Source organism: Pseudomonas sp. Irchel s3h17 (assembly GCF_900187505.1).
Taxonomy (GTDB): Bacteria; Pseudomonadota; Gammaproteobacteria; order Pseudomonadales; family Pseudomonadaceae; genus Aquipseudomonas.
Map to the genome: position 1 here is coordinate 88,247 of NZ_FYDL01000006.1, position 22,448 is coordinate 110,694.

Sequence of the window (22,448 nt, forward strand, 5' to 3'; positions counted from 1 at the left end):
GCCCGTGGGGCATTTGGGCGCTATGGGTTCGAATCACCCTGTATTCGCCTGCTTCTGGCATGCGCGCCTTGCACCTGACAAATCTGTAATCCACGCCTCAGTTTCCTGACAGCACGGGCTGTTTAAGGTCTCGTCGAACCTGAAGCATCAGGGATGACGGGACTTTGTTATGCCTTCAACACCTTCAAGACGCTCTTTCATCAAAGGCCTCACTGCCGGCAGTGTACTGGCGGGCGCGGGCCTGTGGCGACCACCGGCCTGGGCCGTGACTGCCGACAATCAACCCTCCACGTTGCGCGGTAGCCAGTTCGACCTGTGGATCGGCGAAGCACCGGTCAATTTCACCGGCACCCCGCGCACCGCCATGACCATCAACGGTGGCATTCCCGGCCCGTTGCTGCGCTGGCGCGAGGGCGACACCGTGACCATCCGCGTGCGCAACCGGTTGCAGCAGGACACTTCGATTCATTGGCACGGGATCATCCTGCCGGCCAACATGGATGGCGTGCCAGGCCTGAGTTTCCAGGGCATCGCCCCCGACGGTCTCTACGAATACCGCTTCACGCTGCACCAGAACGGCACCTACTGGTATCACAGCCATTCGGGCCTTCAGGAGCAGGCCGGGGTCTATGGGCCGCTGGTGATCGACGCCCGCGACCCGGAACCCTTCGAGTACGACCGCGACTACGTGGTGATGCTCAGCGACTGGAGCGACCAGGCCCCGGAACACCTGATGCGCACCCTGAAAAAACAGTCCGACTACTACAACCGGCACAAGCGCACCGTGGGCGACTTCATCGAGGACGTCAGCCGCGACGGCTGGGCGACCACGGTGGCTGACCGCACGATGTGGGCCGAAATGAAGATGAGCCCCACGGATCTGGCAGATGTCAGCGGCGTGACCTACCGCTACCTGATGAACGGCCAGACCCCGGAGACCAATTGGACCGGCACGTTCAAACCCGGGGAAAAACTGCGCCTGCGGCTGATCAACGGCTCGGCCATGAGCTACTTCGACGTGCGCCTGCCCGGTTTGAAAATGACCGTCGTCGCCGCCGACGGACAGTACGTGCAACCGGTCAGCGTCGACGAATTGCGGATTGCCGTGGCGGAGACCTATGACGTGATCGTCGAGCCGGGCAACGAGCGGGCCTACACCCTGTTTGCCCAGTCCATGGACCGCAGCGGTTTTGCCCGGGGCACCCTGGCGCTGAGCCAGGGGCTCAGCGCCGCAGTGCCCAGCCCCGACCCGCGACCGCTGATCAGCATGGCCGACATGGGCATGGACCATGGCGCGATGGCGGGCATGGCAGGCATGGCAGGCATGGACCATAGCCAGATGAGCGGCATGGATCACGCCGGCATGACAGGCATGGGCAACGCCATGCAAACCCACCCGGCCTCGGAAACCGACAACCCGCTGGTGGACATGCAAACCATGAGCCCCAGCGCCAAGCTCGCGGACCCGGGCATCGGCCTGCGCAACAACGGCCGCCGTGTGCTGACCTATGCCGACCTGAAAAGCACGTTCCCCGACCCGGACGGGCGCGAACCCTCGCGCACCCTTGAGTTGCACCTGACCGGGCACATGGAGAAGTTCGCCTGGTCGTTCGACGGCATCAAGTTCAGCGATGCCCAACCGCTGCGCCTGACCTACGGCGAGCGCCTGCGCATCACCCTGGTCAACGACACGATGATGACCCACCCGATTCATCTCCACGGCCTGTGGAGCGACCTGGAGGACGAGCAGGGTCGCTTCCAGGTGCGCAAGCACACCATCGACATGCCGCCCGGGACCCGTCGCAGTTATCGGGTGACCGCCGACGCACTGGGCCGCTGGGCCTATCACTGCCACCTGCTGTTTCACATGGAGATGGGCATGTTTCGTGAAGTGCGTGTCGATGAACCGGGGAGCCCGACATGAAGTCCCGCCTGTTGCTAGCCGGCCTGCTCGGCCTTTACATGAACACGACCCAATCGGCCGAGAGCATGGACCATTCCGCCATGGGGCACGGCGCAATGCCGGCCATGGACCACAGTCAGATGGGTGCCATGGATCACAGCCAGATGGCGCCCACGGCCAGCCGCACACCGATACCGGCGCCGAGCGACGCCGATCGCCGCGCGGCGTTCCCGGCGGTCAACGGCCATGGTGTGCATGACAAGGCGATCAATGGCTTCTGGCTGGTTGACCAGCTGGAGTACCAGGATGCCGATGACGGCAGTGCCCTGGCCTGGGACATGAGCGGCTGGATCGGCGGCGACATCGATCGGCTCTGGGTCCGCTCCGAGGGTGAGCGGACCAACGGCCACACCGAGAAAGCCGAGGTCCAGGCCCTGTGGGGACATGCCATCGGCCCGTGGTGGGACGTGGTGACCGGGGTCCGCCAGGATTTCAAACCCGGTTCACCGCAAACCTGGGCGGCATTCGGGTTGCAAGGCCTGGCCCTGTATAATTTTGAAACACAAGCAACCTTCTTCGTTGGCGAAAACGGTCAGAATGCGCTCCGCGTGGAAGGCGAATACGACATCCTGCTGACCAACAAACTGATTCTGCAGCCCACCGCCGAGGTCAATTTCTACACCCGCAACGACCCTGGGCGCAGTATCGGCGCCGGGTTGGCCAACACCGAAGCCGGTGTGCGCCTGCGTTACGAAATCGTCCCCGAGTTTGCACCCTACATCGGCGTGACCTGGAGCAGCACTTACGGCAACACCGCCGACTACACTGGCGAAGAAGGCGAAGACCGCCGTCAAGCGCGATTCGTCGCCGGCTTGAGGCTCTGGTTCTGAACCTATGAATGTAACGATCGATACGAGAATTTATATGCGCAACTCACTTCGTCTGGCCGCCCTTGGCGCCCTGTTCATCAGCACCCAGGCCCTGGCAGCCGAGCTGATTCCGATCGATGTCCACCGCGATGCCAATTGCGGCTGCTGCAAAGCCTGGATCTCGCACCTGCAAGACAACGGCTTCGAGGTCACCGACCACGTCGAGCCCGACATGAGCGAAGTCAAGCAGCGCCTGGGCGTCGCCCCGCGCCTGGCCTCGTGCCATACGGGTGTGATCAACGGCAAGTTCGTCGAAGGCCACGTTCCGGCCGCACAAGTGCGGGCCCTGGCTACGCGCGACGACTTGCTGGGCATGGCGGTACCGGGCATGCCCACCGGCTCGCCAGGCATGGAGATGGGCGACCGGGTCGACGCCTATCAAGTGATCGGCCTGACAAAAAATGGCACCGATGAAGTGATCGCCGACTACCCGGCCCGGTAATGCTGCTGGGTTACCTTGGGTTGTTCGTCGCGGCGTTTGGCGCCGCGACACTGTTGCCCTTGCAGTCCGAGGCCGTACTGGTGGGGTTGTTGCTCAACGGCCAGCACTGGCTGTGGCTACTGCTTGCGGTCGCCACCCTGGGCAATGTGCTGGGCTCCCTGGTGAACTGGTGGCTGGGGCGTGGCATCGAGCGCTTCAAGGACCGTCGTTGGTTCCCGGTCAGCCCGGCCCACCTGGAAAAAGCCCGCCGGCACTATCAACGCTACGGCCATTGGTCCTTGCTGTTGAGCTGGCTGCCGATCATCGGCGATCCGCTGACCCTGGTCGCGGGCGTGATGCGTGAGCCCCTCGGGCGCTTCCTGCTGATCGTCACCCTGGCCAAAGGCGCCCGCTATGCCGTGCTGGCCCTGGCGACGCTGGGCTGGACGGCCTGAGGTAAATCTCCAGACTTCGACGTCCCTCGGCACCGGCGAATCAGCAACGCGGGTATTCCCGCGTTACGCCAGAAGCCCTGCACAAACGCCCGATGATCGTCTGCTTATGCACATCGCTTAGCCGCTGGTAGGCCCATATGTATAAACCGCCGATTTCCAATCGGGTTATCTGATCAAGAAAGGTATTCAGGTTATTGTCCGTCAAACCGATGGCCGTCAATGCCAGAATGACCTTTGCGGGTTGGGCGCCATGGCTGATCGAGCGCTCCAGGGCTTGTCCTACATAACGGGCAATCTCGTCATCGGTCCACATTTTGCTGCCATAGCAGTAATGGACGAGGTGGTCGCACTGCCCGGACTCAATGACTTTCAGCACTTTGGCATTCAGTGCGGAGCCGGAAGTCGTGGTGGGTGCACAATACGAGTAACCGGCAATAAACCCGTAGCTGGTCTGCTTGCCTTGCTGTTTGAGCTGGCCCATCGCATCGATGACCAGGTCGATGTTCATGTTGCATTCATCATCAAAGTCTACCCCGTCCCAGCCACCTGCAGCCGTGGCATCGAGAATGGCCTGAACATCGGCCTGGTTACCCGGCATTGCACGAGGGGAGCAGAAACCACCCCCATACGTCCAGCGTGTCGAACCGCTGTACTGTTCAAATCGTGGTGCCTGGGAGCCGGCAGGGCTCCAGCCGGGGTTGCTTTGCGTACCGGTTGTCAAACCTGACAGGTTGGTGACCATGCCGTACATCATGTCGGTGAATTCTGGCAAGGGTTCGTGACTGAGTTGCTGGCTCCATCCGCCCAGCAGATAACGTCCTTGTGTCATGCGACTATCTCCTGATTTCGCTACCTATTGGCGAGCGTCGACCGACGCTTCAGGGCACAGTCAAGCAGGTTCAGAAAGCAACACAATGGATTTAATATTCCTTTACAAACAATAATTTTTCACACAGTCCTGATGCCCTTTCTCTCATCGTCGTGACAGCAATGTCCTGTACTTTCCACGCCGTAACGCCACTTCCTCCAGCCCCTTTTCTGAAGCCCCGCCCTCTCATTCCCTCCAGGCACATGCGGTTCGTTGCTGCAAAGAGCGCTCGCAACACCCACTGTCGCGACCCGTCATGCCTTCCACGTCGACGCCCCCAATGCGCGAAGCAACAACTCGGGTTCCAGCGCACTGACCTGCCGGCCGTCATCGCTGCACATGGCCTCTCCCGCCAACAAGGCGTTGATGATGGCCTCTTCCACCGCTTCGGCCGCCGCGCTGAACAGCGGTGAAATGTGATCGTTGTTGAGCATGGCCAGGGCGGTGCTCAGGGGCAGGTCCTTGCGCCCATAGTCAGCCGGCGGCAGGTCCTGGTTGCCGGTGGCGAATGCCAGGAAAATATCACCACTGGAGTCCTCGGTCCCGCCGCCGGTACGGGCGATACCAATGGACGCCCGTTGTGCCAGGCGCTGGCACTGGTGCGGCAGCAGCGGTGCGTCGGTGGCCAGGATCACCACGATCGAGCCCATGCCTGGGGTGCCCTGTTGCGCGAAGGGCGAATCGACCTGTGACAACTGCCGGCCAACCGGGTAGCCGTCGACCCGCAACTCACAACGCTTGCCATGATTGGCCTGCACCAGTGCGCCGACGGTATAGCCGCCCTGCCCGGCCGGCAGCCGACGGGACGCGGTGCCGATCCCACCCTTGAATTCGTGGCAGATCATCCCGGTCCCGCCCCCCACGGCGCCTTCGGGCACCGCACCGGTCGCGGCATTGTCAGCCGCTTGCCGTACGTGCTGCGCCCCCACGTGCTGGCCCCAGATGTCATTGAGCACACCGTCGTAGGTTTCCATCACCACCGGCATGCACCAGTAGGTTGCCGGGTCCGCCAGGCTGTCGCGCTCCAGCGCGACCAGGGCATCGCGCACCACGCCAACGCTGTGGGTATTGGTGATAGCCATGGGCGTTGCCAGCAACCCGGCTTCGCGAATCCATTCCAGCCCCGTGGCATCGCCATTGCCGTTGAGCACGTGGCAACCGGCGAAACAGGGTTGCAGCCGCGCATGACCGGCACGGGGTTGAATCACCGTCACGCCGGTCCTGACCTGCTTGCCGTCGACCCGGTCCTTGAGGGTGCTGTGCCCGACCCGTACGCCCGGTACATCGGTAATGGCATTGAACGGCCCCGGTACTCCCAAACCCAGGCGGATGCCCAGTTCACGTGCGCGCATGACGTCTCCTTCACGATTGACTGCACCGGCTGGAGCCGGCGAAAGACCGCTACTCTAGGGACCGCGCCCGCAAGCGCCAATCACCCCGTTGGGGTATGCGGGCGGCGGCACTGCCCACGATCATGGTCAATAATTAGAGCATTGCAGCCGCCCCGGGCGACCGCAGGTCGGGCAGCAAGGCTGCTCGATGAGCCGTTTGATTCAGATCAACCCCTCGCCCGCGGATCACGGCACGATCGGTTCACCACTTCAACGCCCGACGACGGATCGTTGCCCCAAGGACTCGCGTCACGGCGTTCATCACGGGAGAGTTGCCATGTCCGGTCAATCACGTTTCATGCTGGTCGTCTCACCACTGATGGAACACAGCGCGGCGTTCGACAGGGCCGCGGCACTGGCCAGAGCCGAAGGGGCCGCGCTGCATATCGTGGCCTTCGACTACCTGGAAGGCCTGGCCACCGCCAGCCTGGTCAACGAGCAGGCGATGGAGCAGATGCGCCTGGGCTACGTCGAGCGTCACCGCCAATGGCTGGAAGAACAGGCCAGGCCCTTGCGCAAACTGGGGCTGACCGTCACCACCGAGGTCACCTGGGTGGAAAACCCGTTGCAGGAAATCCTGATTCACCTCAAGGAACAGCCCATGGATGCGCTGATCAAGGCCCTGAAGCACGAGTCGCTGATTTCACGACTGATGTTTACCCCGCTGGACGTGCACCTGCTGCGCGAGTCCCAGGTGCCGCTGCACTTCGTCAGCCATGACGCTCGTGCCCTCCCGCGCAGGATCGTCGCCGCCGTAGACCCCTTCCATAGCGGCAACAAGCACCTGGACCTGAACAACCGGATACTCCACGAAGCGGTGAAACTGGCCAGTGCCTGCGACGCTCAGGTCGATGTGGTCTACGCCCATGACCTGTCGAGCCTCGACACCGATGAGTTCGATTTTCGCAGCAGTACGGCGATCTTCACCCCCGGCACGGCCAAGACGCTGTTCGACGTCCAGGCCGAGGCCTTCAACACACTGGCCGAGCAAAACGGCATTGCCACCGAACAACGCCACATGGTCATGGGCAACCCGGTCAAGGTCCTGGTCAATTACGTGCAAGCCCATGAAGTGGACGTGATCGTCATGGGACGGGTCAGTCATCGCGGGTTGGCGCGCCTGGTGGGCAGCACCGTGGAGAGTCTGTTGTACAAAATGCCCTGCAGCATGTGGATCGTCTCGCCCCAGGGGCCTGCCGAGTAAACCGTGAGCCCTGGCGAAATGCTTCGCCCAGGGCTCGATCCAGCGCCTCAACTGCCAGTGCGGACCTTGTTCCACAATCGCGTACGGATCCGGTCGATGTTCAGGGGCATGGCTTCAAGAGCGAACAACTTGCCCATCATTTCCGGGCTTGGGTACACCTTAGTGTCGTTCTTGATGGCCGGATCGATCAGGCGGTCGGCCTGTTCGTTGCCGTTGGCGTAGTGCACATAATTACTGATGCCGGCCATGACATCCGGGCGCAGCAGATAGTTCATGAAGGCGTATCCGGCCTTCTCGTCCGGCGCGTCCACCGGCATGGCGACCATGTCGAACCAGATCGCCGCGCCTTCCCTGGGAATGGCGTAACCGATGTCCACCCCGTTTTTCGCCTCCCTGGCGCGGCTTTCGGCCTGCAGGATGTCGCCGGAGAACCCGACCGCCACGCAAATGTCGCCGTTGGCCAGGTCGCTGGTGTATTTGGAGGAGTGGAAATAGCTGACGTAAGGCCGGACCTTCATCAGCAGGGCCTCGGCTTTCTTGTAGTCGGCCGGGTCCTTGCTGTGGTGCGGCAGGCCCAGGTAATTCAACGCCGCGGGCAGCAACTCCGGACCGTTGTCGAGGATCGCCACCCCGCATTTCTGCAGTTTTTCCATGTATTCGGGCTTGAAGATCAAGTCCCAGGAGTCTACCGGTGCGTTGTCGCCCAGCACCGCCTTGACCTTGGCCACGTTGTAGCCAATCCCGGTACTGCCCCACAAATACGGAAAACCGTGCTCGTTACCCGGGTCGTTGGTTTGCAGGGCCTTGAGCAAAACCGGGTTGAGGTTTTTCCAGTTCGGCAACTGGCTCTTGTCGAGGGTTTTCAATGCCCCGCCCTCGATCTGCCGCGCCATGAAGTGGTTGGAGGGAAACACCACGTCATACCCCGACTTCCCCGTCATCAACTTGCCGTCGAGGGTTTCGTTGCTGTCGTAGACGTCATAGCTGAAGCCGATACCGCTTTGTGCCTGGAAGTTTTTCAGGGTGTCCGGCGCGATGTAGTCCGACCAGTTGTAGATCTTCACGGTGTCGGCCGCCTGGCTCAGTGATGCGGCAAGCATCAGGGGCGCCAGCGCGAAGGAAGCAAGGGATAAGCGGATCATGATTCGATTCCTGTATGACGTTTTTATTGGCAGGTTTTCGCTGGGTCAGAGGATCAGAAAATCAGCACGTAGGTTTTGCGCACGGTCTCCTCGATGTCCCAGATACCGGTGCTGTTGGCCGGCAACATCAGGGCGTCGCCCGCTTCGATGGACAGGGGCTCGCCGTTGTCCGGGGTAAAGGTGCAACGTCCCTGGACGAAGTGACAGAATTCTTGGGCGACGATCTGGCGCCGCCAGCGTCCGGGGGTGCACTCCCAGATACCGGTCTCGACGCCATCGCTGCGCTCCACACTGGTGGTCGAGGTCACGGCCACGGGTACGCCCAATGGCACGGCGACCGGTGACGACGCCTCCAGCGTCATGTGCGGGGTGTTCTTGAACTGGGTAATACTCATGCCGATACCTGTCGATGAGGGGAAACGAAGTTACTGCATGAAGCCTTCCATGAAGCCCGCTATCCGGCAGGCCAGCCGGCGCCGCCACGGCGCGCTGTTCAGGTCGGCCAGGGTCTGGTCTTCATGAATGAAACTGCGAATGATCGCGTTGTAGCCCAGCCAGCGCAGCGGTTCGGGCTCCCAGGCCTTGAGCGCATCCAGCCCGCCCTGGGGGATGACCCAGGGTTGGTGAACCCGTTCGGTGTCGTGCCCGAGGATCAGGTCCGCGAGCGTCCGGCCGCCGAGATTGCTGGCACCGACGCCTTCGCCGCCGTAACCGCCCGACAGTGCGATCCCGCTGCGTTGATCGCAGAGCATGTGGGGTTTGAACCGTCGGGACATGCCCAGGTTGCCGCCCCAGGAGTGCGTGATCTTGACGTCCTTGAGCTGGGGGAAGAGTTCGCCGAACAGGTAACGCCGCAGGTGGACTTCACCCTCGCTCAGGTCGAAGTCGTGCCGCAGCTTGCCGGCAAACCGATAACCGCCACGGGCACCAAACACCAGCCGGTTGTCGGCGCTGCGCTGGCCGTAGGTCACCTGGCGGCTGCTTTCGCTGAACGCCTGCCCATGGTCCAGGCCGATTTCATCCCAGGTCGCGGCCGACAACGGCTCAGTGGCAACCAGCAGGCTCTGCACCGGCAACTGATAGCGCCCCAAGGGTGCCAGTGTCGCGGCATAGCCTTCCACGGCCGGCACGATCCAGCGGCTGCGCACTGTCGCGTTGGCAGTCTTCAGGCTCCCGGGCTGCCAGTCACTGACCGGACTGTTCTCATAGATCTTTACCCCCATGCGTTCCACCGTCCGCGCCAGGCCGCGCACCAGTCTGGCTGGCTGAATCGTCGCGCAGTGCGGCGCATGAATACCGCCGTAGGGCCTGGCTATGCGGATCTGCCGGGCCAGCTCTTCGGGGGTCAACCAACGGTAGTCGTCCGGGGTCAGGCCCTGCCGGTACAAGCTGTCCAGGTAGCCCCGCAGACTGACCTCCTGCTCGGGGTAGCGCGCGGCACAGTAAAGCACGCCACCTTTGCGAAAATCGCAGTCGATACCTTCTCGTTCGGTGACGATCCGCACCTCGTCAGGAATGCCGTGCAGCAAGTCATAGGAGGCGCGGCGCTGTTGGGGGGACAGCCCGGCGAGCAGGCGGTCTTCACCCAACAGATTGCCCATCACCCAACCGCCGTTGCGTCCGGAGGCGCCGAAACCGGCCGTTTGCGCCTCAATGATGGCGACGTTCAACTCCGGCGCCTGGCGCTTGAGGTAGTACGCGGTCCAGAGGCCCGTGTAGCCAGCGCCAATGATCGCCACGTCGACGTCCAGGTCCCGCTCAAGGGAAGGCCGGGCCAACAACGGCTCTTCCAATTGGTCCATCCACAAACTGATCGTGCGCCACGCTGGCATGCAAGACTCCGCCACTCAAGGTTTAGATGGCGGTGATCCTAGTGCCTGGGCTCAGTGGCTGTCTTGTGCGCGTGCACGCAAAGAAATTTCCCGGACATAGGCCTTGGGCGACATCCCGGTGTGCTGGCGAAAACAGGTGTAAAACGCCGACAGGGAATTGAAGCCGGCGGCAAACGCCAGTTCATCGATACGCAGGGGGACGGGGGCGGTCTCCAGGGCAGCCAGCAAGTGCCGCAGCCGCGCCTGATTGACGTAGCGGTAGAAGCTCTGACCCAGCACCTGATTGAGCAAGTAGGAAATCTGGTTGCGGCTGTAGCCACACGCCTTCGCCACCGCTTCCAGGTCCAGCCCAGGCTCAAGATAGGGTTGCTGATGTTCGAAATACTGCTGCAGGTCCTGCGCCATGAAACTCAACTGGCGGGGTGAAAGCCCCAGTCGACTGACCGCCGGGCGCCCACTGCCGGCCGGTTTGCTGAGGGGGTGTTCGTGCACCAGCGATGCGTACTCGTTGACCCGCCAGATCAGGCCGTCGCGCACCGTGATCGCCTCGCTGGAACGGAACGACACCAGCCCCTCACCGCCGCGCAAGGTCATGCGGTATTGAATGAACGCCGTGTCACCGTCCAGGCGAATCCGGTCCGAATGCTCCAACGCTTCCTGGGGATCGCGGGGCATGCTGTTGCGCACGTACTCACGCAGTTCACTGAGCCCCAGGACGCGGTTCTGGAAAAAGTCGTGGTACTGGATGTCCGGGTGGTACAGCGCCATGACGCCGTCCAGGTCCCGATGCTTCCAGCTCAGGTGATAACGCAGCACCGTCTCGCCGGTGGCCTGGGTTTGCAACGGGCCATCATCGTGGGCAGGCATAAGGTGCTCGGCAACCGAAAAACCGAGCTTGCCGAACTTGCGCCAAGGCTTCAATGGTCAATTCGAGGGTCGGTCACCGCCGAGCCTTGTCACTGGTGCGACAGAGCGTGATCGAGCACAGGCTGAATCCCGGTCAATCGACAGCCGGCAGGCAAATTTCACGGCCCGTCGTAAAGTCAGTGCTACCGTTAAAACTCCACAGGGTTGGGCCAATGACGGCTCATCCTCCCCTGACAGAAGCCGAAGGAAGCGCTTGATGACGAAGGCGGGTCACCCATGCACAGGACTGAGTTCAGCAAGGTCACGTTCCCCAACGCCTGCCAGTTGATGCGCTGGCATTTTCACCCGATTGGATTCGAAGCCACCATGGACGCACCGGACAGCATGATCCTCCGGTTGTTTGACCGGGCCAGTGGCAAGACCATGGTCTCCATCGCCGGGATCCCCTGCGCTACCTTGATGAATGCCACCGATGTCGAGCGAATAATCGAAGCGGTGGAGGATGAACTGGAAGCCTTCATCCCACCGCTCACGTTCAAGCACATGGCTTGAGCCTGGAGGTCAAGGAAACTGGCATCGTACACAGGCCCCGTGGCGAGCGAGCTTGCTCGCGCTGGGCTGTGCAACAGCCCCAAAATCGGCCACCGCGGTTTATCTGAAAGCCTGCAGTCGTCTTGTCGGGGGCGCTTCGCGCCCCAGCGCGAGCAAGCTCGCTCGCCACAGAAGCCCCGCGTTCAGTCAGGAAAGTCGCGTCGTACACAGCCCCCGTGGCGAGCGAGCTTGCTCGCGCTGGGCTGTGCAGCAGCCCCAAAATCGGCCACCGCGTTTTATCCGAAAGCCTGCAATCGTCCTGTTGGGGGCGCTTCGCCCTGGAGCGCCAGCCCGGCCCAGCGCGAGCAAGCTCGCTCGCCACAGAAACCCCGCGTTCAGTCAGGAAAGTCGCGTCGTACACAGCCCCCGTGGCGAGCGAGCTTGCTCGCGCTGGGCTGTGCAACAGCCCCAAAATCGGCCACCGCGTTTTATCTGAAAGCCTGCAATCGTCCTGTTGGGGGCGCTTCGCCCTGGAGCGCCAGCCCGGCCCAGCGCGAGCAAGCTCGCTCGCCACAGAAGCCCCGCGTTCAGTCAACGAAAGTCGCGTCGTACACAGACCCCGTGGCGAGCGAGCTTGCTCGCGCTGGGCTGTGCAGCAGCCCCAAAATCGGCCACCGCGGTTTATCTGAAAGCCTGCAATCGTCCTGTTGGGGGCGCTTCGCCCTGGAGCGCCAGCCCGGCCCAGCGCGAGCAAGCTCGCTCGCCACAAAAGCCGTGTTCACGCTGAAACGGTTTTACTGCCTACATTGCTCGCACGCTGGTCGGCGAAGAAAGGCTTGCCGGAGGCGATCCTGTCGGACGCCCTGGGCAGGTTCACCGAGCTGCCTTCCTGAGGATCAACGTACCAATGGCAATGCTTCGCGGCACGGGTAATGCCGACATAGGCCAGGCGCAGGATCTCGTCTTTCTGCGCCGAGTCATAGGGCTCGGCATCACCGTCCTTGCCCAATCCGGCCAGGCGATAGACCTGGTTCTTGTAGGGCGAGCAGGTCAAATGCTGGCAATCACCCAACAGGAACACCGCATCCGCCTGCAGCCCCTTGGCGCTGTGGAACGTCAGTTGCTTGAGCCGCCTGGCCTCGAAAGGCAAGCTCGAATCAGCATTAACTACAGCTGAAATATGCTGCTCAATCAATAACTTATCGCTACTTTTTCGATACAACATCAAGATTGAATCGCCATTGCGATAGTGCTCCGCCAAGCGCTTGGCCAGCGCCCCGTCGTCACGATCGTGGATGCTGACCGGCACCAGTTCCGCCGTTTCACCACAGGCCTTGGCTTTCTTGCCCGGGATCGCCGGTGCCGCCCGCACGATATGCTCGGCGGCATCGATGATGTGTTGATGGCTGCGGTAGTTGTCGCTGAGCATCACCCGCGTGGTGCCGGGGGACGGGAACTCCTTGTTGAACTCCATGAAGTATTTGGGCGAACTGCCGCGCCAGCCATAGATCGATTGCCAGTCATCGCCCACACACAGCAATGAGGAACGCTGGGCACCACGCCCCACGTGCATGGCCGGTCCACGGCGGCGGATCTCCCCCAGCGTGGCGCGAATCCAGGAGACGATCTGCGGGGAAACGTCCTGGAACTCGTCGATCATCAAGTGCGACATCGGTCGTAGTAGCTCGTCGCTGAGCAGCTTGAGGTTCTCCGGCGAGTGCTCGCTGAACAAGGCGAACATGCGGTTGTAGGTCATCACCGGTGGCGACTGATCCAGCAGGTGATCCTCAAAGGTGCGCCAGAACAGGCTCAGCGCCTCGAAGAAAAAGCGGTCCGGGTCGTCCTTGGCGAAACTCATCTGGCCCACGGCCGCCGGAACGTCCAGCCCGAGGTTCTCGATAAAGCTCGCGGCGGCGACAAAGCAATCCAGCAGCGGCGCCCCCGCCAGTTCACCCTTGACCTTGTAGTCGAACCCGGGACCGGCACTGGCATCACCCGCGAGCGTGGCCAGAACACGCTTTGAAGAGTCATAGCTATCAAGCCAAATCAATGGTTTATGACAGAAAGCTCGAAACAGGGTTCGTTTTACCGCCCACTCCGCACGCACGCTCAGCTTGGCGTTTGGCCGGCTGAGCTGAGGATTTTCCCGGGGATCGAAGCCCAGCACCACCCAGGCATCCAGGCTCGGGATGTAGCCATGGCAATGGAACATCGAGCCATTGATCTCAAACGTCTGGCGACTGGGTTCGATGCCCTTGATCGGCCAGGCGCCGGCACGAAACCACAAGTCCTCGAGGGTATCGCACAGCTCTTCATCGCGCTTGGCGGCCAGTTCGGTCACCGCCATGCGCTTTTGCACCTCGGGGTGATCACGCTCCAGCTCCTTGAGCTGCAAGGCGTGGCGCGACAGCGGCGTGATCAGTTCGCGAAACCGCTCGTTGTCGGTGAACAGGCGATGAAAACAGGCGTTGAGTTGCTGGCGCTGCGTGTCGTTGATCCGCAGATCGAAAGGGTTGCTGTCGACCTCAGTCTCATTGAACAGCGAGCGCTCGTTGAGGTTCTCGAAGGCTTGCAGGCGCTCGAACCCCGGCAGGCTGCGGACCATCGGCAAGATGCGCGAGTGGAAGGTGCGCACCAGGTCCCGGGCATCCTTTTGCGACAGTGCGCGGCCCCAGGTGGCGAACAGCGCGATCAGCTTGTTGATGAAGTCCTTGCGCGACTCGCGGGTGAACGTCACCACCGTCAACGAATCCAGCTCGAACCCCAGGTAGTGGGTCAGCAGCAGAATGCGCAACGCCAGGGTGGTCGACTTGCCGGCGCCCGCCCCGGCAACCACCGAGGTCGACGGCGTGTCGCTGAAGATCATCTTCCACTGCGCCGCGCTAGGTTGCGCGTGCGCCGGCAACAGCCGTGCGACGTCGGCCTTCATGCGTTTTTTGATCTCGGCGCCCAGGGGCAGCCGCCAATCGTCGAACAGGTGGTCATCCACGCGTGGCGCCGGGTGCTCGGTGCAGCGACTGTCGCGGATCAACAAGACCTGGCGGCCCTCTTCGATCCCGTCCGCCTTGCCTTCCTTGTAGCCGTAGTCCACACCCGCCGTATGCCCACTGCGAAACCCGTCGGCCTGGCCGTGCAGCCAGGACGCCCGGTGCTGCGCGCGCAAACGTGTCAGGCCGTGGCCAAAAAAGCGCGCGGCCAGCCGTTTGAGCCACGGCATTTCGGCCAGGGGCAAAAGCTCGGGAGGAAGATCGGGGATGTTTCGTGGCACGCTGACTCCAGGGTGTGAGGCTGTTGGCGCTATGGTGTCTTCATTTGCCGACGAGTTCTAGTCAAATGCTTATCCTTCATTGGCTTAAGCGATGAACTGAAGGCTGGTCCGTAGAATTCATTCGACTTCATATATCTAATAAACAGATTGTTTTCAGGCATTTTTTACGCTTTTTATCGATTCGTTGCTAATGGATGATGCACACCATCAACCACCGGTTCTCGTTGTATGACGAACCTTTCAGGAGACGATCATGCTTGAACTCAGACCCTTTGCCTCCCTGGGCGGCGCCCATCACGGCTGGCTGGATGCCCATCACCACTTTTCGTTCGCCGAGTACCATGACCCCAAGCGCATGAACTGGGGCAACCTGCGGGTCTGGAACGACGATGTGATTGCCCCCGGCACCGGTTTCCCCAGGCACCCGCACCGCGACATGGAAATCATCACCTATGTTCGCGAAGGCGCCATCAGCCACGAAGACAACCTGGGCAACAAGGGCCGCACCGAAGCCGGTGATGTCCAGGTCATGAGCGCCGGCACCGGGATCGCCCACAGCGAGTACAACCTGGAGTCGACGGCCACCCGGATCTTCCAGATCTGGATCATCCCCAACCAGACCGGCACAGCGCCGTCCTGGGGTGCCAAACCGTTCCCCAAGGGACAGCGTGAAGGGTTCGTGACCCTGGCCAGCGGCAAGGACGGCGACGACCAGAGCCTGCGCATCCGCGCCGACGCCCGGTTGGTGGCCGCGAACCTGAAAGCCGGGGAAAGCGCCGAATACCGGCTGGACAACGGTCGACGCGCCTACCTGGTGCCCGCCACCGGGGTGATTGAAGTCAATGGCGTGCGCGCCCAGGCGCGAGACGGCGTGGCGATTGCCGACGAGCAAGTGCTGCGCGTAACCGCCCTTGAAGACAGTGAAATCGTGCTGGTGGACCTCGCTTGATGCTCTGAGGCCCAACGAAAAAGGGGTGACCGCAGTGGTCACCCCTTTTTTGTGCTGCCCGGGCGAGCCTCGCGCTTACTGGCTGATTGCGCCATCCACCAGGGTTTGCGCCTCTTGCACCAGTTGCTTGAGGTGGTCGTCGCCGATAAAGCTCTCGGCGTAGATCTTGTAGATGTCTTCGGTGCCCGAAGGACGGGCGGCGAACCAACCGTTCTCGGTCATGACTTTCAGGCCGCCAATGGCCTGGTCGTTGCCCGGCGCCTTGCTCAGGATGCGCTGGATCGCTTCACCGGCCAGTTGGGTCGACGTGACCTGTTCTGGCGACAATTTGCCCAACAATGCCTTTTGCTCTGGATTGGCCTTGGCGTCTACGCGTACCGAGAAGGGTTCACCCAACTCATCGGTCAGCGCACGGTACGCCTGGCTTGGGTCGCGCCCGGTACGGGCGGTCATTTCCGCGGCCAGCAGGGCGGGAATCAGTCCATCCTTGTCGGTGCTCCAGACGCTGCCATCCTTGCGCAGGAACGACGCACCAGCGCTCTCTTCACCACCAAAACCCAGCGAGCCGTCGAACAGGCCGTCAGCGAACCATTTGAAGCCCACCGGCACTTCGTACAGGCGACGGTTCAGGCGCTTGGCCACCCGATCGATCAGACCGCTGCTGACCACGGTTTTACCCACGGCCGCATCGGCGCGCCATTGCGGCCGGTTCTGGAACAGGTAGTCGATGGACACCGCCAGGTAGTTGTTCGGTGCCAGCAAACCACCGGACGGGGTGACGATGCCGTGACGGTCGTGGTCCGGGTCGCAGGCGAAGGCAACGTCGAAGCGCGACTTGAGACCGATCAGGCCTTGCATGGCATGGCTGGAGGATGGGTCCATGCGGATCTGGCCGTCCCAGTCCACCGACATGAAGCGGAATGTCGGATCGACCTGAGTGTTCACCACGTCGAGGTTCAAGCGGTAGTGTTCGGCGATGGCCGACCAGTAGCGCACCCCTGCTCCGCCCAGCGGATCCACGCCCAGGCGCAGGTTGGCCCCGCGAATGGCGTCGAAGTCGATCACATTGACCAGGTCGGCGACGTAGGTGTTGAGGTAGTCATGGCGGTGGGTGGTCTCGGCCTTCAGCGCCTGTTCGTAGCTGATGCGCTTGACCCCGGCCAGCTTGTTGGCCAGCAATTCGTTGGCCTTGGCCTCGATCCACTTGGTGATGTGGGTATCGGCCGGGCCGCCGTTGGTGGGGTTGTACTTGTAACCGCCGCTTTGCGGTGGGTTATGGGACGGCGTGATGACAATGCCATCCGCCAGCCCCGACGTGCGACCACGGTTGTAGCACAGGATGGCGTGGGAAACGGCCGGGGTCGGCGTGTACTCATCGCCTTCGGCGATCATCACCGTCACCCCGTTGGCGGCCAGTACTTCCAGCGCGCTGGCACTTGCCGGCGTCGACAGCGCATGGGTATCGATGCCGACAAACAACGGGCCGTCGATGCCCTGGGCTTCGCGATACAGGCAAATGGCCTGGCTGATGGCCAGGACATGCCATTCATTGAAACTCAGCTCGAACGAGCTGCCACGGTGCCCCGACGTACCGAACGCAACGCGCTGGGTGGCCACCGAGGCATCGGGCTGGCCGGTGTAATAGGCCGTAACCAGTCGCGGGATATCGACCAACAAGGCTGCTGGTGCCGGTTTGCCCGCAAAAGGACTGAGTGTCATGCAAAACCTCTGAAAGAGTGGGGTTCAGGAATAGGAGCGCAGTTTACTGGCAGTTTGACCACAGAGCGATGGGATCGATCCTGAACCCGGCAGGATATTTTCCACCCCGCTCAATCCGTGAGCTCCAGCCGCAACGCATCCGCCAACATTGCCATTGCCGTCTCCAGGTCATGCTGGCCACTGAACCCGTGGCTCAGGCGCACATGCTGTGAATGCAAGCCCTGCAGGCTGAACAGCTCCCCCGGGGCAATCACCACGCTTTGCTTGAGCATGCGCTGAAACACCCGTCGCATATCCACCGGTCGCAACGAACGCGCCCACAGGGTCGCCCCACCCGCCGGGTCGACCCACTCCAGTGAATCTCCCAGGCGTTCACACACCACCTGGATCATCCGCGCCTTGCGTTCGCTGAGCAGCCGCCGCAGCACCTGCAAGTGCTGATCGATGCGCCCGCTGCTGTACAACCGCGCGATGGCTTTCTGGCGGATGGGCGACAGGCGAAAGGAGCGCAGCAGGAAGTTGCGTTGCAGCTCGGCACTCAGTTGGCGCGACAGCAGGTATCCGTAGGGCGCCTCGGGCCCCATGAATTTTTCGAAGGTGGAGAACACGATCAAACGCTCAGGATCGAGCAGGTCACGAAAGCGCTGCCCATTCGGCTCGTGCCCCAGTTCACCGTACACATCGTTCTCCAGCACCCAACAGTCGTGCTGCTGCAACAGCCGCGCGACGCGTTGGCGATTGTCCGCGGACATCAGGCTGCCCCGGGGCATGCTGACACCGGACGACAGCATCGCCAGGCGCACGGTTTCGGTGGTGAGCAAACGCTCCAGCAGTTGAAGGTCGAGGCAGCCGGTGTCGGCGATGGGCAATTCGATCACCTGCACACCCCCCGCCTGGAGCAGACGCAGAATCGCCCAGTCGCAGGGCGACTCCACCAGCACGGTCGCGCCCCTGAGGCCCAGCACCGACATCAGGATTTCCAGCACGCCCCGCAAGTCCGCACCGATGTAAACGTCGTCGGCGTGCCAGTAACGCGTGGGTGAGGTGGTGTAGCGCGCCGCCAACGCGGTACGCAGTTCCAACTCACCGCAGGGTTGTGAGTGAGGTTGCTGCTGGCGGGGATACTGGCGAACCAGCTCTCTTTCCAGCAACAACAACGGACTGTCCAGGGACTGCAACAGCGCAGGCTCGTCGGTACTCATGACCAGCATGCCCGGACGCCGGGCACTGACGTACAGTGTTTCAAGCAAGTCATTGCCACCGCAGAACGAAGCGTTCAACGACACCGGCATCGCGTAGTAACCCGATTTGGCGACCGAATACACCCGCCCCTCTTTCTCCAGCAACGAGTAAGCGTACTGGATAGTGGAAATCGACACGTTCAGGCGCTCGGCCAACTGCCGCAGGGACGGCAGCTTGATGGGGGTCTCGCTCCCTATTTCATTGATCAGGCAGGTCAGGTAGCGGTATACGGCCTGGTAGGCAAAGTCAGTCTCTCGCAGCCCTTTCATGGGAAACGGCCGATCACAAGGTAAACCCGCGATACCACAACGGTCCGCCGCCGTACCCAGTGCCCCGGCGCGTGCCGTGAAATCCGCCAACTCCTGCATTTTGAATCAGTCAAACCAGGCTCCTTAGCGTCTCGCGGACAGATCGCACGGTGTATCTGTCTCACCGGAGCGGGGTTGCCCCTCGGCGCACGCGGCCTGACCGACCACCTCACGCCCGATGCCCGGCACCGACCGCATGCCGTAGAGCGCACGAATCAAATGGAGTGGCAAGCCGCTGACATCCACCATCCATTGCATGACCTGCTCGGCGACCGCGTTACCCTGCAGCGCCTTGTAAACTTCAGGCATCGCCACCAGCATCCCGGGATGACAGCGTCGCAAAAACCGCTCCAGCCCCGCCGCCCCGTCGGCAAAGGGGGTAAAGAGCAAGCACAACTGCTGCGCTTCACTGAGCCCCAGGGTCTGCTGCGCCTCGATGTTGGCCTGGATACGTCGTTCGGCGAGGGTCTGCAGATTGCCGTACAGGTCCAGCGCCTGATCACAGAATCGCTCGGGCACCTGCCTTTTACGCATCATCAGCAGCGCTCGCTGGATGTATCGGGCAAAACCCTGCTCGTAGGTCTGGCCTTTGAGGTAACTGGCTTGCAAACCGCGAAAGTGCGCCGACAACAAGGGGCTGGCGAATGAATTCTCGCGTAACTGGGCATCCACTTCATCAGGCTGTAGCCCAAGGAATTCGGTGAGTAGCGGCCAGCGCTCGTCCATATTGCCGGTCACCAGGTCCTGGATATCGATGTAGCTGGCAGCACGCTGTGCATCAAATCGTTCCTGCGGCCGCCACTCGACCCGTTCATGGCCCGCGTAGAGCTCGCGGTGAAAATCGGGTCGCAGTTGCTCGAGTGTCGAGAATAACCCGTCAAAACTCTGTTCTGGCTCAAGGGGCACCTGCAACCCTGCCCGCACTGCGCCTCGCAAGAGCCCTGCGAGAAACTGCTTTTGCTGACGTAGCGTTTCACCGCCGATCAAGGCATCGACGCCACCGTCCCAACGGGCTATCTGCCCATAGAACTCACCCATGGCCAGATAACCGTCATCACAGGCCTCAAACACACCGCCAACTCCACGAAGGTGGCCGAGCATCAGCGTGTTCGTCCGATTCAACTCACGCCCGGCATCCGAAATCGGCGTTGAATGGCTGAACGGCAGGACCTCGCGATTATCGGCCATCAACACTTCGACCCTGGGGTCATCGTAGACAAACAGGGCGCTGTAGCTGCGGTGAAGCGCCTCCATGATCGCGGGGGTCGTTGTGCCCATCCGCAGGGTGGCAACACGTAGCTGGAAGGTCGACGGCGCCCTGCCCGCAATGCTCAGTTGCGCCGCCCGCAAAAACGCTAGGATGTAGCAACTGTCCGGTGTGCCGGAATGGTTCATGAGCACTTTGTAATGACCGATTCTTTCCGTTCCCCCGGCCGCGACCACCAGGCGTTGAATCAAAAGTTGCAGGGCCGTACGTTCCGCCCTGGAAAAGAAACTCAGCAACCGTTGCAACACTTGCTGGTAGACATAGTTCATCGCTTGATCATGAATAGCGCTCATCGTATTTACCTGGTACTCAATAAATCGGCAGTGCACAAACAACCATCAACCCGCGCAAGCAACGGCCGGAGATAATTCCTTAATGCGGTCTTAAGTTTCTGTTATCGAATGCTAGCACTTTGATTGCTACCACTCTGTGACACGATTGTCCGGCAATAACGCCAGCCACCCCATCAGCCGCCTACAGACCTGTAAGCAACGGGCTTTGACGGCAGCCCCATAGAGCCTAGGAAGTTTCCGACAACGTCCCACAAACAATGAGTACAGAAAATAAAGAACACCAAACAGAGAGAGACCCAGGTAACTAACCGGTCTTTTACTTGTCGACTTTCGACGCAAGGCGCAGAGACTCCATGGTTCGCACACCCGACGCCTGAATCAGCACTTACTAAAAAACAACGCCCTGCCATGACTCTTTCCTTGAGATGAAAGTAATCATTCAATTATCAGGGCTTAGTTAATGATTAGAAGATACAGATCAGAAGTAAAAACCAGTTCAGTTGCTGAACCAGAGGATCACAATCCACGGCAATCAGCGAATCGACCGCCGGGTAAAAAGCAAAGAGCCCGCTATTGCGGGCTCTTGTACAGGGTCATAGCGGTTCGACTTGCAGCGCCACCCGTTCGCGGCACGGACATTCGTCCATGTAGCGGTGTGCCTCGACAAACTCGGCGAACGGGAAGACCCGAGTCTTGAGCGGCGACAGCACGCCATCGGCCGTCAGTTGGTTGATTTCGCGCAGGGCCCTTTGCAATGCGCCCTGGTCCTGGGCGATGCCCAACTCCGGCTTGCCGGTAAAGTTGCCGATGCAGTGCACGAAAAACTGAATGTTCTTCTGGAACGCCGCACAGGCCGGAAACGGTGTCTGGTTGCCGCCTTGCAGGCCATACAGCACCAGGCTGCCACGGGGCGCCAGGACATCGCCGAGCAACGACATCTGCGGGCCGCCAAGGCCATCGAATACCACATCCACACCGCGGTTGCCGGTGAGCTTGTTGATCTGCATGAGCAGGTCCTGCTCTTCGGTGACAATCACCTTCTCGGCACCGAGGGACAACAGGTATTCACGCTCCTGCAAGGTCTTGGTCGCGGCAATCACCCGCACACCCAAGGCCTTGCCCAGTTGCACGAAGGCGGGACCGGCACAGTGGCTGGCATCGGTGACCAGGGCGAACTGACCGGGCTTGACCCGGGCCAGGTCGGCGTAGGCGAAATAAGCGATCAGCAGCGGCGTGTAGTGCACGGCCGCATCGACCGGGCTGAGTACATCGGGGTAACGAGTCAACGCCGTACGAGGCAACACGATCTGCTCGCCGTACACCGGGTAATCATTGGGGCTTTGCGCCGGGAAGCTGGCTACCTTGTCGCCAACGGCCAGATCGTCCACGCCCTCACCCAACGCCGTCACCACGCCAGCCATCTCACTGCCCAGGCCGGACGGCAGCCGTGCGTGAGACGATGCCAGGTTCTGACGCCAGAGCGTGTCATACCAACTGATGCCAATCGCCTCGACGCGCACCTGCACTTCGCCCGGCGCAGGCAGGGCGACCGCATGCTCTTCGCATTGGAGCACTTCGGCCGGACCAAACTTGTGAAAACGGATCGTGCGGGACATCGCAAACCTCGTCAAAGTAACCTCTAATGCCATGAACTTTATCCGGGCTTTCTGGCCAAGACCATCAGTGGCTATTAATAGTCGACATGCCTGTCATTGATTCCGCAGCCCCGGCAATCCGTCAATAGACATAGAAAACCGAACCAGCATTGTGGGAAAAATGAATTACTCGGTGCAGAGTAACAGCCTTTCCCCGTAAGATTCATGCCGGCCATTGTTCTCAAATGGCCGCACTCGTCAAGT

The 22,448-nt window shown here is 61.4% G+C and carries 18 protein-coding genes; 7 read left to right on the top strand and 11 right to left on the bottom strand.

Annotated elements, in window-relative coordinates:
- Window positions 1–169: 169 nt before the first annotated feature.
- The 4 genes from CKW25_RS10090 to CKW25_RS10105 are packed head-to-tail and all read left to right on the top strand — an operon-like array spanning window position 170 to window position 3,708.
- Window positions 170–1,924: a copper resistance system multicopper oxidase gene (locus CKW25_RS10090; protein ID WP_095079035.1), complete on the top strand. Its 1,755-nt coding sequence runs from the start codon at window positions 170–172 to the stop codon at window positions 1,922–1,924.
- A gap of 38 nt (window positions 1,925–1,962) precedes the next feature.
- A complete protein-coding gene (locus tag CKW25_RS10095; protein ID WP_371854996.1) occupies window positions 1,963–2,793 on the top strand; it encodes a copper resistance protein B in 831 nt (276 codons plus the stop codon).
- 34 nt (window positions 2,794–2,827) lie between these two features.
- Window positions 2,828–3,274: a DUF411 domain-containing protein gene (locus tag CKW25_RS10100; RefSeq protein ID WP_095079037.1), complete on the top strand. Its 447-nt coding sequence runs from the start codon at window positions 2,828–2,830 to the stop codon at window positions 3,272–3,274.
- Window positions 3,274–3,708 carry a YqaA family protein gene (locus CKW25_RS10105; protein WP_095079038.1) on the top strand — a complete coding sequence of 145 codons (435 nt, stop codon included), beginning with the start codon at window positions 3,274–3,276 and terminating at the stop codon, window positions 3,706–3,708. The genes CKW25_RS10100 and CKW25_RS10105 overlap by 1 nt, the downstream gene beginning before the upstream one ends.
- A 40-nt stretch (window positions 3,709–3,748) precedes the next feature.
- On the opposite strand, the gene CKW25_RS10110 is transcribed toward CKW25_RS10105, so the two are convergent.
- Window positions 3,749–4,537, bottom strand: coding sequence for a hypothetical protein (locus CKW25_RS10110; protein ID WP_095079039.1), 789 nt, complete (start codon window positions 4,535–4,537; stop codon window positions 3,749–3,751).
- Between the two features lie 293 nt (window positions 4,538–4,830).
- Window positions 4,831–5,928 (bottom strand): P1 family peptidase, encoded by a 1,098-nt coding sequence (locus tag CKW25_RS10115; RefSeq protein WP_095079040.1) that lies wholly within the window; start codon window positions 5,926–5,928, stop codon window positions 4,831–4,833.
- 316 nt (window positions 5,929–6,244) lie between these two features.
- Between CKW25_RS10115 and CKW25_RS10120 the strand changes: the two genes are divergently transcribed.
- Window positions 6,245–7,171: a universal stress protein gene (locus tag CKW25_RS10120; protein WP_095079041.1), complete on the top strand. Its 927-nt coding sequence runs from the start codon at window positions 6,245–6,247 to the stop codon at window positions 7,169–7,171.
- Between the two features lie 47 nt (window positions 7,172–7,218).
- On the opposite strand, the gene CKW25_RS10125 is transcribed toward CKW25_RS10120, so the two are convergent.
- The 4 genes from CKW25_RS10125 to CKW25_RS10140 are packed head-to-tail and all read right to left on the bottom strand — an operon-like array spanning window position 7,219 to window position 11,012.
- Entirely contained in the window at window positions 7,219–8,313 is a 1,095-nt protein-coding gene (locus CKW25_RS10125) for a polyamine ABC transporter substrate-binding protein (protein WP_095079042.1), read from the bottom strand.
- Window positions 8,314–8,366: 53 nt separating this feature from the next.
- Complete coding sequence (locus tag CKW25_RS10130; protein ID WP_095079043.1) at window positions 8,367–8,708, bottom strand: cupin domain-containing protein; 342 nt, start codon at window positions 8,706–8,708, stop codon at window positions 8,367–8,369.
- Window positions 8,709–8,738: 30 nt separating this feature from the next.
- Window positions 8,739–10,145, bottom strand: coding sequence for an FAD-binding oxidoreductase (locus CKW25_RS10135; protein WP_095079044.1), 1,407 nt, complete (start codon window positions 10,143–10,145; stop codon window positions 8,739–8,741).
- Window positions 10,146–10,196: 51 nt separating this feature from the next.
- Window positions 10,197–11,012, bottom strand: coding sequence for an AraC family transcriptional regulator (locus CKW25_RS10140; RefSeq protein ID WP_095079236.1), 816 nt, complete (start codon window positions 11,010–11,012; stop codon window positions 10,197–10,199).
- A 276-nt stretch (window positions 11,013–11,288) separates the two neighbouring features.
- Between CKW25_RS10140 and CKW25_RS10145 the strand changes: the two genes are divergently transcribed.
- Window positions 11,289–11,564: a DUF1652 domain-containing protein gene (locus tag CKW25_RS10145; RefSeq protein ID WP_095079045.1), complete on the top strand. Its 276-nt coding sequence runs from the start codon at window positions 11,289–11,291 to the stop codon at window positions 11,562–11,564.
- Window positions 11,565–12,321: 757 nt separating this feature from the next.
- On the opposite strand, the gene CKW25_RS10150 is transcribed toward CKW25_RS10145, so the two are convergent.
- Window positions 12,322–14,811, bottom strand: a complete 2,490-nt coding sequence (locus tag CKW25_RS10150; RefSeq protein WP_095079046.1) for a UvrD-helicase domain-containing protein — start codon at window positions 14,809–14,811, stop codon at window positions 12,322–12,324.
- 253 nt (window positions 14,812–15,064) lie between these two features.
- On the opposite strand from CKW25_RS10150, the gene CKW25_RS10155 reads away from it, so the two are divergent.
- On the top strand, window positions 15,065–15,760 hold the full coding sequence (locus CKW25_RS10155; protein WP_095079047.1) for a pirin family protein: 696 nt from the start codon (window positions 15,065–15,067) through the stop codon (window positions 15,758–15,760).
- Between the two features lie 75 nt (window positions 15,761–15,835).
- On the opposite strand, the gene pgm is transcribed toward CKW25_RS10155, so the two are convergent.
- From pgm to CKW25_RS10175, 4 genes are all read right to left on the bottom strand, one after another.
- Window positions 15,836–17,479 (bottom strand): phosphoglucomutase (alpha-D-glucose-1,6-bisphosphate-dependent), encoded by a 1,644-nt coding sequence (gene pgm / locus CKW25_RS10160; protein WP_095079048.1) that lies wholly within the window; start codon window positions 17,477–17,479, stop codon window positions 15,836–15,838.
- Window positions 17,480–17,589: 110 nt separating this feature from the next.
- On the bottom strand, window positions 17,590–18,990 hold the full coding sequence (locus CKW25_RS10165) for a PLP-dependent aminotransferase family protein (protein WP_095079237.1): 1,401 nt from the start codon (window positions 18,988–18,990) through the stop codon (window positions 17,590–17,592).
- A gap of 123 nt (window positions 18,991–19,113) precedes the next feature.
- Window positions 19,114–20,589: a hypothetical protein gene (locus CKW25_RS10170; RefSeq protein WP_173919072.1), complete on the bottom strand. Its 1,476-nt coding sequence runs from the start codon at window positions 20,587–20,589 to the stop codon at window positions 19,114–19,116.
- A gap of 593 nt (window positions 20,590–21,182) precedes the next feature.
- Window positions 21,183–22,205, bottom strand: coding sequence for a zinc-dependent alcohol dehydrogenase family protein (locus CKW25_RS10175; protein ID WP_095079049.1), 1,023 nt, complete (start codon window positions 22,203–22,205; stop codon window positions 21,183–21,185).
- Window positions 22,206–22,448 lie beyond the last annotated feature (243 nt).